Source organism: Peribacillus sp. NPDC097284 (genome assembly GCF_044761765.1).
Classification (GTDB): Bacteria; Bacillota; Bacilli; order Bacillales; family DSM-1321; genus Peribacillus.
The window spans coordinates 716,189-728,758 of the sequence record NZ_JBIWCZ010000001.1; the positions used below are offsets into that span (position 1 = coordinate 716,189).

Below are 12,570 nucleotides of genomic sequence, written 5' to 3' on the forward strand. Positions count from 1 at the left end.
TTACTCTTGCCACGAACATGATAGAGTGAATATATGACTGCGCTTAACTCATGAGGCAGTGTCTAAACATTGGGAGTGAACAACTTGATAACCATCACTAAAAAGGCCCAGGAAGTCATTAAAGAGATGCAACGGAATATGGAAGAGGAAACATATTTACGGTTTGGGGTAACCAGTTCTTGCTGCAACCAGATGAACTATTATTTGAACCTTGTGCGTCATAAGACCGAATTAGAGGAAGTACTAGTTATAGATGGGATAAAGCTTTTAATGAATCCTTCGGATGCCCGTTTCACGGATCAAACCGAAATTGATTTTCAGGACGATGGCTTTTTAATCAATCATCCAAATCCGTTAGTATCACCTCTACAGTAAAAAAACAAAAAGGGAAACCAGATGGATGGTTTCCCTTTTTGTTTATTCCTTTATATGAAACCCTTCCAATGTATGCTCTAGGTCATCAATCAATTGCGTGACATGTTCCGTATATTTTGCAAGCTCATTGGATGAAGCGGATTGTTCCTCCATGGATGATGCAATTTCTTCGGAAGAGGCAGATGTTTGCTGAGAGACCGCTGTTATTTCCTCCATCATTTTCACAACCGTTTCTTTTTGTTGATTAATCGATGAAATGGACTGGGTTTCTTCAACAACTGAATGGGATATTTTACGAACCGAGTCCTCAAGTTCCTTCATGGCCCTGCTTACCGTCATGACTGCACTTTTTTGGTTCTCACTAATTTGATTCGTTTCATCGGTCGTCTTCAGTAGCATTTCCGTGTCTGAAAGAATGCTATGTATGATGTCCTGAATGTTTTTTGTTGCTTCTTTCGATTCCTCGGCTAAGCTGCGAACCTCATTCGCCACGACCGCAAATCCTTTTCCGGACTCACCCGCTCTTGCAGCTTCTATGGATGCATTCAAGGATAATAAGTTGGTTTGTTCTGAAATCTGGGAAATCGTATTCGTCACATTTGAAATGGTTTTTGATTTTTCGACAAGACTCAAACTCATGCTTGTCACGGCTGAAAAGGCTGTCTCCAATTTTTGATAAGACGTTTCCAAATCGTTGACTTGTTCCTTCCCTGACTCGATTTTTTCCGAAGCCGTCTCCAAAACGTTTTGTGTCCTATCCGATAACTTGGATAGTCCATCGATTTCATCACTGAGCAACTGAATCGTATGGGCTCCTTCTTCTACCGATTCGGATTGACTGGCTGCCCCTGCAGCAATTTCTTCCACGGCACGTGAAACCTCAGTAATGGATGTACTATTTTCCAACGCAATCTGGCTCAATCCTGCAGTGGCCTCTGTTACAGCATTGGTATTTCCTTTCACATCGTTAATCAATTCTCTTAATTTACTTAACATGATGTTATAACTTTTGGATAAGTCGCCCATCTCATCATTTGCGGCATGGTGAAACTCGGTGACTAAATCCCCGCTCGCTGTCTTCTTCATGACATGTCGAAGATCCTCTATCAGCTTTTTCAGTTTCCCTGATAAATAAATGGCACATACGATACCCATCAATACACCAAAAACCAAAGAGACGAATACAGTCCGATTAATATCAAGCAACTTACCTTGCAAAACTTCATCCGATGTCAAAGCCACCACTTTCCAGTTCACGTCAGGAACCGAATTCACTTCACCCGTATACTGTTGGTCTTTCCAATCTAACGTATGGGCAGTTTGCTTCGAACCATCGTACATGTCCGAAACCCACTTGAACTCGGAATTGAATTGAGCAGCATCCGTTACTAAATCCCCCACTCCTTCGACCTTCCCACTTTGATTTGGATTCATATTCTTCCCGTCCATTTCCTTCATGAACGAACTTACGATAATGCCTTGCGAATCGAGGATCACAAGGTTACCATCAGAATGCCTCTCGATATCCGTACGCATCTTCCCGATGGTCGATAAATCAATATCATACCCTAACGCCCCTACCATTTTCCCGTTTTCCAAAACAGGCGTGACCACTGAAGTCATGATACTGCCATTCACGATATCTTGATACACATCCATCCATTTTGTTTTCGGGTTTTCCGATAGCTGCGTATACGTTACGGTGTCTCGAGCATCTCCAGTGAATTCCATTTTAGGGGATGCGTATAATGATCCATCCGTACCGTCCATATAATAAGCTGATAGCAAGTGATCATTGTTCTTTTGAAAAGATTCAATGGTCCTCTGAATATCTTTCAATGAGTCCCCATCCTTTAAATGGATCGTTACCAATTGCGATAATTGGTCAATTGAATCTTCATACACCTTCAAATCTGCGCTAATCTGTGATACAGCATTTTGGGCGGCGCTTTGATTTGTGGCAACACTATCTTCCTTGAATACTTTTGTAACCTGGAAGTCCATTATTGAAACAGAAACACCAATCGCCAGAAAAATGGATAAACAAATAAAAAACATCCACTTTACCCGGATCGAGATTCTTCTGTGCTTTTTTTCCCTTTTAACAGTTGGTGAATTCCCCATTATGATTTCCCCTTTAGTAGACACCTAATTTTTCCACATAACAATACTATATACCCAAAATAATATTGTCAATGACTAATACAACTCTTTTTTATAGTTATATAGTCCATATCTTAAAGGAAAACGGAATTAAAATGAAAATCGTGTAATCTATCATCTTTTAATTCGAAAAAGGATATATATGGTAAATTTATTCAGAAAACGTGAAACCTTCCCTTTTAACAATCGTATATACAGAAAAAGGAAATCGAGGTAGGGGCGTGATTCTTTGAAGAGGAATATTCTATTTAATAGGGGAAAATTACTACTTCCCAGCCTGGTTGCAGGAATTGGATTCTGGAAGTTTATGAAGGCCAGATATGAGGCAAACCCTGACTATATCGTTCATTTCATTAAAAAGTATGCTGAGAGCAAAGATATTTCTTTATTCATCCATCATAATGATGAGAAGATTGCCGAGGTTAACTCAACCGTGCAGCTTCCATTAGCAAGCACCGTTAAAATCATCATGGCCATTGAATACGCTCAACAGGCTGCGGAAGGATTAATGGATCCTGATCAAAAAGTGCAAATAGCGGACATCGAGAAATTTTACATACCCAAAACAGATGGCGGTGCACATGAAGCCTGGCTTTCCCAGGTAGGAACGAGCGGGAACGTTCCTTTATGCGAGGTCGTGAATGGAATGATTGCCTACAGTTCTAATGCGAATACAGATTATTTAATGAACCTTCTAGGGATGGATAGCATCAATTCCGTCCCAAAAAGCTTAGGAATCCCGAACCACGAACCCCTGTATCCGATTAGCGCTTCCCTTTTCATACCTAGCACTCTCATGAAAGAAAAGAATTTCACAAGAAAAGAGACGCTGCATGCGATGGAAAAGATGGAAATGGCAGAGTATCGAAGTTGGGCACTTGCCATTAATGAGCGATGGAAAAGCAAACCACCTACAGAACAAGAGAAGAAAGAAGCAACGAAACTGCTGTCTCTTGATTTTCAAAAAATTTGGTCTGATCGTTCGTCACGAGCCACTACAAAAGACTATGTATCGATCATGAAGATATTAAACAATAAGATGGATCTTGATCAACATGTTCATGAACACCTTGATCCCATCATGGAGCAATTGATGAAGAATCCCAGTAATCGCAAATGGCTTTTACATGCTGGTCAAAAGGGAGGATCTACCGCTTTCGTTCTAACGGTGGCCATGTACGCAACAGATAGAGACGGAAATAGGACAGAGCTCGCCCTTTTTTCAAATAATCTATCCTCCATGAACCAAGAAAAACTTACCCGAAGTCTAAATGATTTCCAACTTCAAATCCTAACCAATCCAAAATTCCGAGACTTCATAAAAGAAAACTTCGCGATCTCATAGAGCACTTTTTGGGAAACTGAATTCATTTGACTAGTAATAAAATGAACAATAGGCGTTCCTGAATGGTATTATTGGATTATTCGGAATATAATTGGAGGTTTCATGCATGGTCATCAAAAAAGCCACAATGGCAGAGCTTGATTCACTTAGCGAGTTATTTGATTCATACAGGGTTTTCTATGAGCAACCCTCTAATCTTGAAGGGGCTCAGCATTTTTTAAGAGAAAGACTAGAGAACGAGGAATCGGTCGTCTTCATTGCAAGGGATGGTAACGATTCATTGGGTTTTGTTCAATTATATCCTTCCTTTTCATCGATAAGCATGAAACGGTCATGGATCTTGAACGATTTATTCGTAAAGGAAAGTGCCCGCAAGAGAGGAATTGGTGAGAATTTATTACAAGCCGCCGTCGTTTTTGCAAAAGAATCGGGAGCAAATGGGGTATCCCTTGAGACCGGTAAGGAGAATGTTACTGCGCAAAGGCTTTATGAGAGATTTGGATTCGTAAAGGAATCGAACTTTTTTTATCATTATTCCATCTAACATTTCGAATGATCTACTAAAAGGGGCCAATTTCAGGCCCCTTTTAGTATGCAGATAATTTTCATTTGTACAGCGCATACTAAGATCATTATCTATAGGGAGTGATACGATTGGATCAAGAACAAACGATTAAGATACTGAATAAATTCTTACAGGGAACATACATGGGCATTCACGCCTATGAACGCTTTATAGAAAAACTGCAACATTCCTCTTTAAAAGACTCGTTCATTTCGATTCAGAAAGACCAAAAAAATCATGCGACCCTCATTTCAGAGAGAATTCAGCATCTAGGTGGTACCCCTGTAACGAGTGAGGGGATCATTGGAAAGATCGAGGCAGGCATTGTAAATGTAGTGGAAAATTACAATTCAGAGGAAGAGATTATTAAACATGCCATTAAAGGGGAAAACCTATATGGAATAAGAATGAGTGAGGACCTAGTAAGGGATAAATTAGATGAAGAAAGTCTAAATCTTGTCCATAGAATTCTTGATAAAGACCGGGAACATGTGGATTACCTAAAGTCTCTTCTACATTCTTAGAAAGTGAGTTTCCAATGCCCGTACATTTTATTTTCTTAGTGTTCGTTATAAAAGGATCTAGCCACCTGTTAAATATTTCTTTGTGACATAGTGTGAAAAAAGCCACCTCCATATGGAAGTGGCCGACCCATTACTCAACTGAAGTCCCAGACTCAGCTATAAAGTCTTTATCAACTAAAGGTTTTCCATCTTTATCAACCATAACCGTTAACCCAGAAGTAGGACCGCCATAATGAAACATATATAGGACTCCTGTTTCATTATCACGAATTATTTTAGTAACAGCCATTTTTCCTTCTGTATAAATGTCCTCAAAACGTTTCTTTGCCACTATAACACGCTCCTTTTTTCGGATTGTTGAAGCAGCTATCTCCATCTTACTTCCAGGAAGTACTTTTCTTCCTTCATCCCTAATTATATTAGTTCCGCAAGTTCCTGATTCTAAAAAAGGAGTAGTCGTTCATGGTGGATAAGTGGCCCAACTGGCGTAGCATGGTCGAAATATTGCCTCTGTGATACGTGCCGTGGTTATCTTTGTCTTTGCTATGGTATACCGAGCGATAGTGTATAATGAAATATATTCCATTAACTGAAGGGGGTCAATCGTGTTATCCAGTAAAAATATATATGTAAGACAACTTATACTATCAGATGCTGAAAATTTACTACAATTGCTAGTGGAAAATAGGCCGTTCTTTGAACCATTTTCGACAGACCAACCAGCTAACTACTATTCTTTAGAAAAACAAAAGGAAATCATAACTTCGGGACATAAGTCAAAAGGAAATAGTAGTTACGAGTTTGGAATCTTCCTGAATACTAATCATAGGTTAATAGGAACGATCAGCCTGTTTCATATTATTCGCGGGCCCCTTCAAAGTGCCACCATGGGTTATTACTTAGACCAAAAAAACAATGGGAATGGTTACACTACAGAAGCTGCCAAAATGGTGGTGGATTATGCTTTTGAAACGATTGGTTTACATAGGATTGAGGCTGGGGTTATGCCACATAACATAGGTTCCATACGCGTTTTGGAAAAGGTCGGTTTTCACAAAGAAGGAATCGCAAAACAAAGTGTAAAAATACAGGGGCGCTGGGAAGATCACCAGATATTAGCCATAATCAATCCAAATGATTAATCCGAAAGTCGGGCAAACTATCAATGTGAATTCTTCTTATGGGTAACGTCATTTTTTATGTTCGTGTAAGAATGATAGGAGATTAATAGAAGAATAAAAAAGCGCAACGGGTAATTTCTTCCCGTTGCACTTTTTTTACTTGAAAACTATTATTTTGCTGTTTCAAGGCTAGCTTGAATTTCTTTAATTAGAAGTTCAGCGCCTTCTTGGCTAAGGATTAACTTACCACCAGCAAGTTTCATATTGTCATCAGATGTTTCACCCGTTACTTGACAAGTCATGTTCGGTTTATATTTTTGAAGAATGATACGCTCTTGTTCTACATAGATTTCCAAAGCGTCCTTCTCTTTAATTCCTAATGTACGGCGTAATTCGATTGGAATTACCACCCGGCCTAATTCGTCAACTTTACGTACAATACCTGTAGATTTCATTTGTCATTACCTCACTATTTATTATGCATTATTATATTCGTCAAAATTCGACATTCTTTTCTCTTATTAAAGATACCACCCCTTCCCAATTTCGTCAATTACCGTATCTTAATATATTATCTACCTTCTATTAGAAGATTCGAAAAATACGGAATAAACACTGATATAATGGCATTTTTATAGGTTTCAAGAGGGTATTTTTTATCTTTTCTTATATATTAATATATTTTTATTCAAATTATCTTCAAAAATACCAACAATTACACATTGTCGTATTTTGTCGAAAATAGGTAGATTCATGATTTTAGTGAAAACGTTGTTGATTTTATTTGGTAACTGGTAGACAATTTAACAAAGAATCAGGTTTCAATATTCTGATAATTATTCCGAACTGGGTATACATCTTTATGGTACCCATTGAATCATGCGTCCGATTTGATGTGGTTGGTGGCAAAAAAACAGATAGAGGTGAGTCGATTGCGACCGATTTTAATAGGGGTTTGTTCCGCTCTCTTCTTTGCGTTTACCTTCGTTCTCAATCAGTCGATGGAATTGTCTGGTGGCAGTTGGATTTGGAGCGCTTCCTTAAGATATATCTTTATGGTTCCTTTTCTGCTATGTATCGTTTTGAGCAGGAAAAACCTTCGCCCTCTTCTCCTTGTGATGAAAGAACAACCCGGAACTTGGCTACTTTGGAGTTTTGTTGGGTTCGGGTTATTTTATGCACCATTATGCTATGCTTCGGCATACTCACCTGGCTGGTTAATCGCCGGGACCTGGCAAGTCACGATCATATCCGGTGCTTTACTCGCCCCGCTATTTTTTGAAATGGTTGAAACAAAGGATGGGCTTCTAAGGCAAAAAGGCAAAATCTCCTTGAAAGGGCTTAGCATGTCCTTGATCATCCTGTTTGGAATTATATTGATGCAGGTGGAGCACACCAAGCATATTACATTCAGCAATCTCTTGTTGGGTGTCGTTCCGGTCCTTCTTGCTTCCTTTGCTTACCCACTTGGAAATCGTAAAATGATGGACGTTTCTCGAGGACGTTTGGATGCCTACCAACGGGTGTTGGGCATGACATTGGCAAGCCTCCCGTTTTGGTTTTTACTTTCGTTGTATGGTTTTTTCACCGTTGGGGCGCCAACGATGATGCAGAGTTTCCAATCACTTTTGGTTGCCCTCTTTTCAGGTGTGATTGCAACGGTCCTGTTTTTCAAGGCCACCGATATGGTGCGGGGGAACATGCAGAAACTAGCTTCCGTTGAAGCGACACAATCAATGGAGGTCCTATTCGCCTTAGCTGGTGAACTGGTATTTTTATCGCTCCCAATTCCTTCCGCCCTTTCCTGGTTAGGAATCTTCATCGTGATTCTTGGAATGATCCTGCATAGCTACGTTTCACACACGAGAGAAAAGAGAGCGGATCCTTCTTCCGAGAGCGCTTGATCACTATAAAAACGCAGTGATTGTATTCACCGCGTTTTTTTTGTTACCGCTTTTCGTATCAATGCTCTCCTTTGACAGCCTTTCTCTCCATATCATAAATATACCCAAGCTTCCGATGGTTGATCATATCTTTAGGCGTCGTGTCCCATGGAAACATGGGATCATGTAAATTGTGGCCGAATGGTCCCCCTTTTCTTGGCAAATATCTTTCCTGCCGGTTAAGGATTTTCCACATTACCCATATCCGGTCTACATTTGCATGATGCAAAAAGAAAACAGGATCATTCGGTGAGGTAGGGACAGAGCCCATATGGCCCCCAACCCAGCCATGGACACGATTATGAAGTTGAGGTCCATCTATGAACCCTTCAAGTTGATTGCGAAAACTCGGGGTGCTCGTCGTATTCCAAGGAGGCGAGTCATATGGAGTGACCTTCAGCACTTCCTTCACATCCGCTTTCGTTGGTAAGGTCGCTACCGGTTCATTTGCAGCAAAGTTTCGCCTTAATCCCCCTGCAGGATTCCCCTGTTCGTCGATGACTTCCCACTGTCCCGCTGCAAAAGGTCCCTCTGTGACAAGAAAGTCATTTCTCCTGTTTCCGTTACCCCCCATAAAATCATCGTCCCAAACTGGGGATGAAGACGGATCTTCCAGTTCCGAATCCGCCGCCCAATCCCAATATGGAATGGTCACACTTGGGTCAATCTTTTGGAGATCACGTTCAAAGCGCCAAAGGAAATCGCGATGCCATGGCAAGAATGCTGGCCCCATATGTGCGGCACTTCTATGGTCTCTATGAGTTCCATGTAAATTCTCCGCGACACTCCTTGCGCTTGGATTAGCATGATTGTGTGCAGGGCTTTCAGTGGTTGGATTTCCTCCCGGCGGAGTTTGAAAGGCCCCTCCTGCCAAATGCCAGGCGACATATCGATCATAGATCCCTTTTTCCTTTAAGGCTAAAACGGCAGTGATGTATTTCTTTTTTTCCTTATCCGTAAGGTGTAGAACATTTTTCCTCACTTTATACTCAAGTGTCATGGGTATACCCCTTTTCTAGATGGTCATCTATCCTAGTTCCTTTGATATTCTAAGTAATGGATGCTAGAAAGGTTCAGGGCGAATGCGGATAGTTGGTAAAAATGGGCATTTTCCTGTTGACGTTATATCGTATAATACGATATATTCGTTTTAGGCGATTTAAAAAGGAGAGGTAATCATGATACAGAAAATCAATGACTACTTCACGGATATCTATTTTCATTTACATCCGCAACAACAAGAAGCCATTTCCCATCAAAGCGTACGAGTCTTGCAAACGATTCAAAAAAAGAAAGATGTTATGATCCGGGATATTGCCGAACAATTATCGATTTCCCACAATACCGCTTCTGAGCATGTCAAAAAATTGGTACAAAACGGATGGGTGCTTAAGGAGCGGCCGGAAGATGACCAGCGTAAGGTGTATTTACATTTAACGGATGGCGGTGCAACCATTTTAAAAAAGAACACGGAATTGGATGAAGAAAAACTACAACAGGCGCTTAGCAAGTTATCCGTTTCTGAAAGGGATCAAATAAGAGAAGCATTCCGGTTATTAAGTGAGGTATCTACTTAATGTATTTGTTCATTAAAATAGCCAGTTCCGCGGTCATCATTGGACTTGTAACGGAAATGGCCCGACGATTCCCTTTATATGGCGGGATTGTGGCTGCTCTGCCATTAATCAGTATCCTCAGTATAATTTGGCTAACGGTTCAGGGAGAGCCCACTCAGAATATCCATACATTCACACTGGGCGTTCTGGCAGGTTTTCCCGCTACAGTGGCCATGCTAGTTGTGATTTATATGGCATTAAAGCAATCCATTCATGTAGGGCTGGCCATCCCCCTCGGACTCGTGGCCTGGGGGATATTTTTAACAGGGCAAAAATATATAATGGCTAGGTTTATTTCCTGATTGATTTCCTACTGGCCTCATTTTTTGGTATGATAAATGTGTTAAATAACATAATGAAGGTGATTTACTTTGTCTGAAGAAACTCCAAAAGAAAAAAAGGTATATGACACCACAATCATTTATGATTATGCAGAGTTTCCTGACATAGTCAGTGGTCGTTGTGATAATTGCGGCAATGCTCAGTTCAAAAGTTCCGTTAAGGATTATGTATATATTCGTACATGCAGAGAATGCGGCATGAAGAAATCGATTTGACCCTATTTAACGATAGGGTTTTTGTTTGTTCACTTTTTCTTTTTCCTCTTGAACGTATCGCTTATATATTTCCCTTCTTATCATCATAATCGGAAAATGCGACGGCATATGGATAGGAACAAGAAGAATTATCCAAGTACTTCTCAGCCGTGCGTCTAATGAACGACTCGACTACCTTGTGCCATGCTTATCAAATAACTCCACACTCACCGTCCCTTGACAATAGAAGTCCACTCATAGAAAAGAATTCTCCTTCACCGAATTATGGTAGATGACAGATCGCTTCTTCATCTTTACATCGTATTGCGTAAACTCCACTCTTTTCACACCGTGTGATAAGAAAAGCTGCCATGAAAATTTCTTGTTATAGAAATCTGAATGGGATGGCGGATAAAATTGTCCGGACTGGCCGCTAGCAACAGCAGGGGCAGGCAAAAGGGATAAAGCTGTTAAAAGGAACAGGAGCTTTTTTATCATGGGATCCTCCAAAATGGTTTTCTCTTTTTCTCCCTTCTTGTAGAGAAAAAAAGAACTCGTCCAATCGAAAATCCCCATTAGCCGCAAGAGATTCTTCACCCATCGTTAACATTTAAAAGTTCTTCTATAGAAAAATAAAAAAATTAAATAAAATAAGCCATATATACTAACCGTTCCTTTTTATGTTAAAATTTATGTGACTTTAGGTTGATAAATAGAGAAAGAGGAGATATTTATTATGGTTAAAAACTCGTTTTTATTCACGGCATTTTTATTTATTGCTACAATTTTCTTACATGTACCTATTGCAGAGGCTGCAACGGAATATGAGTCGAATGACTCACTTTCTACAGCTACGCCAATTAGTTTTAAGGGTAGTAAAGCAGATGTTGACGGCATACTGAGCGACAGGTATGACGATGATTATTTTAGTTTCACTTTAACTGAACCAGGAAAAGTTGTATTGAAAATTAATCATAATCTGAATACAAGGTACGAAGTAAGGCTTATAAATGCGCAACAAGAAACGTTAGAGGATTATACTACTACGTATAATGTAAATAAGGGAGTAAAAGAGCTCTTTTCACAAGGTTTAGATGCGGGGACTTACTATGTAAAAGTTGAACATTATGACGGTAACGGTGAAAGCGTTCCATATAAACTGCAGGTCGATTATACGCAAAGTAGTGTTTACGAAAAGGAATTTAATAATGATCGTTCAACCGCTAACCTAATTAATCTAAATAAGCAGTATAACGGATGGGCAGATTACGATAGTGATTACTATGTGATTGAGGTACCATCAAGTGGTGAAGTGAAAGTCGAAATGAATAGAACCTTGAAAACGAGCTACGAAATTTCTTTGTACAATAGTGCAGGAAGTGAAATGGAAAGTTGGTATACATACTACGGTAAGGATTCTATGATTCCTGTTATACATACAGGATTGCCTCAAGGTACCTATTACATAAAAATCAGAACAACTGATGGGGATAGAGATAATATTCCTTACCGCTTTAAAGTGAACTTTAAGGCGAACTCTTTATTTGAAACGGAAGACAATGATTCAATGTCTCTAGCAGATACTCTGAAAGTTAGCAAAGCTATGAATGGTGTAATCAGTTCAAGAAGTGATTCAGATTATTATAGCTTGAACTTGACCAAAAATATGAATATCGCTGTACAATTAACAGCCTCAAAGGATACAAGTTATGATGTACAAATATTTAATCAAGATAATTCCGTTTACGAAAGTTTATATACCAATTACGGAAATGGAAAGCTTAAAACGATAAAAAACCTCAATCTAAAAAAAGGGATTTATTATATTAAACTTCGAAGATACGATGGTGAATCCAATAAAATTCCTTATACTTTAAAAGTTATACAAAGAGATACTACGCCACCCGCCACTCCAACAGTCAATAAAGTAACAACGAAATCTACAAAAGTGACAGGTAAAGCGGAAAAAGGTGCTACTGTTTATGTATATAGAGGCCAGACAAAACTTGGTCAAGCAACCGCATCAAGTTCTGGCACATATTCTGTGAAAATCCCAAAACAAAAGAAAGATACCACCCTAAAAATTTATGCCAAGGATGTAGCCGGAAATAAAGGGAAGATAAAAACTATAAAAGTGAAGAAACCCTAATATTAAGGGTTAGGCACAATGTTTCGGCAGGCAACTAGTTGGTCGTACTAATACATTTGAAGCAAAACTTTAACTTTAGTTTTAGTTTAAAATAACTGTACCCAAAAGTAGTTGTGTCTAACAATTGGATGCATTTCAAGTTCGATTTATCTAATTTTCCAAGGTTTTAGTTTTAAAAATAGAAACACTTCAAATAAAAAACGGTCGTAGAAGTTCTTTACTTCTGACGGCCG

15 protein-coding genes and 1 pseudogene are annotated in these 12,570 nt (G+C 39.4%); 10 read left to right on the top strand and 6 right to left on the bottom strand.

Annotation, left to right across the window (positions count from 1 at the left end; translation table 11 throughout):
- Positions 1–84 precede the first annotated feature (84 nt).
- Positions 85–375 (top strand): HesB/IscA family protein, encoded by a 291-nt coding sequence (locus ACIQXU_RS03590; protein ID WP_402986751.1) that lies wholly within the window; start codon positions 85–87, stop codon positions 373–375.
- A gap of 42 nt (positions 376–417) precedes the next feature.
- Here ACIQXU_RS03590 and ACIQXU_RS03595 read toward each other — a convergent pair whose 3' ends face one another.
- Complete coding sequence (locus tag ACIQXU_RS03595; RefSeq protein WP_402986752.1) at positions 418–2,499, bottom strand: methyl-accepting chemotaxis protein; 2,082 nt, start codon at positions 2,497–2,499, stop codon at positions 418–420.
- 268 nt (positions 2,500–2,767) lie between these two features.
- Here ACIQXU_RS03595 and ACIQXU_RS03600 point away from each other — a divergent pair, with 268 nt between their 5' ends.
- From ACIQXU_RS03600 to ACIQXU_RS03610, 3 genes are all read left to right on the top strand, one after another.
- The gene (locus tag ACIQXU_RS03600) at positions 2,768–3,883 is read left to right on the top strand and encodes a serine hydrolase (RefSeq protein WP_402986753.1); all 1,116 of its coding nucleotides are present in this window, start codon (positions 2,768–2,770) and stop codon (positions 3,881–3,883) included.
- A 106-nt stretch (positions 3,884–3,989) separates the two neighbouring features.
- Positions 3,990–4,427: a GNAT family N-acetyltransferase gene (locus ACIQXU_RS03605; protein ID WP_402986755.1), complete on the top strand. Its 438-nt coding sequence runs from the start codon at positions 3,990–3,992 to the stop codon at positions 4,425–4,427.
- 110 nt (positions 4,428–4,537) lie between these two features.
- Entirely contained in the window at positions 4,538–4,972 is a 435-nt protein-coding gene (locus ACIQXU_RS03610; protein WP_402957894.1) for a DUF2383 domain-containing protein, read from the top strand.
- A gap of 130 nt (positions 4,973–5,102) precedes the next feature.
- Here the strand turns inward: ACIQXU_RS03610 and ACIQXU_RS03615 are convergent, their stop codons facing one another.
- Positions 5,103–5,303, bottom strand: a complete 201-nt coding sequence (locus ACIQXU_RS03615; RefSeq protein ID WP_402986757.1) for a DUF6440 family protein — start codon at positions 5,301–5,303, stop codon at positions 5,103–5,105.
- Between the two features lie 88 nt (positions 5,304–5,391).
- Positions 5,392–5,502 (bottom strand): annotated as a pseudogene (locus tag ACIQXU_RS03620) (DinB family protein); the annotation flags it as partial.
- Positions 5,503–5,577: 75 nt separating this feature from the next.
- Between ACIQXU_RS03620 and ACIQXU_RS03625 the strand changes: the two are divergent.
- A complete protein-coding gene (locus ACIQXU_RS03625; protein ID WP_402873854.1) occupies positions 5,578–6,114 on the top strand; it encodes a GNAT family N-acetyltransferase in 537 nt (178 codons plus the stop codon).
- A gap of 149 nt (positions 6,115–6,263) precedes the next feature.
- Here the strand turns inward: ACIQXU_RS03625 and ACIQXU_RS03630 are convergent, their stop codons facing one another.
- Entirely contained in the window at positions 6,264–6,548 is a 285-nt protein-coding gene (locus tag ACIQXU_RS03630) for a transition state genes transcriptional regulator AbrB (protein WP_402873851.1), read from the bottom strand.
- A 477-nt stretch (positions 6,549–7,025) separates the two neighbouring features.
- Between ACIQXU_RS03630 and ACIQXU_RS03635 the strand changes: the two genes are divergently transcribed.
- Complete coding sequence (locus ACIQXU_RS03635; RefSeq protein ID WP_402986759.1) at positions 7,026–7,997, top strand: DMT family transporter; 972 nt, start codon at positions 7,026–7,028, stop codon at positions 7,995–7,997.
- Positions 7,998–8,055: 58 nt separating this feature from the next.
- Here ACIQXU_RS03635 and ACIQXU_RS03640 read toward each other — a convergent pair whose 3' ends face one another.
- Entirely contained in the window at positions 8,056–9,036 is a 981-nt protein-coding gene (locus tag ACIQXU_RS03640; protein ID WP_402986761.1) for a tyrosinase family protein, read from the bottom strand.
- Between the two features lie 178 nt (positions 9,037–9,214).
- Between ACIQXU_RS03640 and ACIQXU_RS03645 the strand changes: the two genes are divergently transcribed.
- The 3 genes from ACIQXU_RS03645 to ACIQXU_RS03655 all read left to right on the top strand — a co-directional run bounded on the left by ACIQXU_RS03645 (position 9,215) and on the right by ACIQXU_RS03655 (position 10,209).
- Positions 9,215–9,613, top strand: a complete 399-nt coding sequence (locus ACIQXU_RS03645; RefSeq protein WP_402986763.1) for a MarR family winged helix-turn-helix transcriptional regulator — start codon at positions 9,215–9,217, stop codon at positions 9,611–9,613.
- Positions 9,613–9,954 (top strand): DUF3147 family protein, encoded by a 342-nt coding sequence (locus tag ACIQXU_RS03650; RefSeq protein WP_402986764.1) that lies wholly within the window; start codon positions 9,613–9,615, stop codon positions 9,952–9,954. The genes ACIQXU_RS03645 and ACIQXU_RS03650 overlap by 1 nt, the downstream gene beginning before the upstream one ends.
- Before the next feature lie 69 nt (positions 9,955–10,023).
- Positions 10,024–10,209 (top strand): DUF8096 family protein, encoded by a 186-nt coding sequence (locus ACIQXU_RS03655; protein WP_402873837.1) that lies wholly within the window; start codon positions 10,024–10,026, stop codon positions 10,207–10,209.
- Between the two features lie 234 nt (positions 10,210–10,443).
- Here the strand turns inward: ACIQXU_RS03655 and ACIQXU_RS03660 are convergent, their stop codons facing one another.
- Positions 10,444–10,686 (bottom strand): hypothetical protein, encoded by a 243-nt coding sequence (locus tag ACIQXU_RS03660; protein WP_402957903.1) that lies wholly within the window; start codon positions 10,684–10,686, stop codon positions 10,444–10,446.
- Positions 10,687–10,924: 238 nt separating this feature from the next.
- Between ACIQXU_RS03660 and ACIQXU_RS03665 the strand changes: the two genes are divergently transcribed.
- Positions 10,925–12,337, top strand: coding sequence for an Ig-like domain-containing protein (locus ACIQXU_RS03665; RefSeq protein ID WP_402986765.1), 1,413 nt, complete (start codon positions 10,925–10,927; stop codon positions 12,335–12,337).
- Positions 12,338–12,570: the final 233 nt, after the last annotated feature.

What these genes read in the sequence shown, in the direction of transcription:
- ACIQXU_RS03660 (WP_402957903.1), bottom strand. Translation starts at nt 10,686, where the DNA reads ATGATAAAAAAGCTCCTGTTCCTTTTAACAGCTTTATCCCTTTTGCCT.
- ACIQXU_RS03605 (WP_402986755.1), top strand. Translation starts at nt 3,990, where the DNA reads ATGGTCATCAAAAAAGCCACAATGGCAGAGCTTGATTCACTTAGCGAG.
- ACIQXU_RS03665 (WP_402986765.1), top strand. Translation starts at nt 10,925, where the DNA reads ATGGTTAAAAACTCGTTTTTATTCACGGCATTTTTATTTATTGCTACA.
- ACIQXU_RS03640 (WP_402986761.1), bottom strand. Translation starts at nt 9,036, where the DNA reads ATGACACTTGAGTATAAAGTGAGGAAAAATGTTCTACACCTTACGGAT.
- ACIQXU_RS03650 (WP_402986764.1), top strand. Translation starts at nt 9,613, where the DNA reads ATGTATTTGTTCATTAAAATAGCCAGTTCCGCGGTCATCATTGGACTT.
- ACIQXU_RS03595 (WP_402986752.1), bottom strand. Translation starts at nt 2,499, where the DNA reads ATGGGGAATTCACCAACTGTTAAAAGGGAAAAAAAGCACAGAAGAATC.
- ACIQXU_RS03630 (WP_402873851.1), bottom strand. Translation starts at nt 6,548, where the DNA reads ATGAAATCTACAGGTATTGTACGTAAAGTTGACGAATTAGGCCGGGTG.
- ACIQXU_RS03645 (WP_402986763.1), top strand. Translation starts at nt 9,215, where the DNA reads ATGATACAGAAAATCAATGACTACTTCACGGATATCTATTTTCATTTA.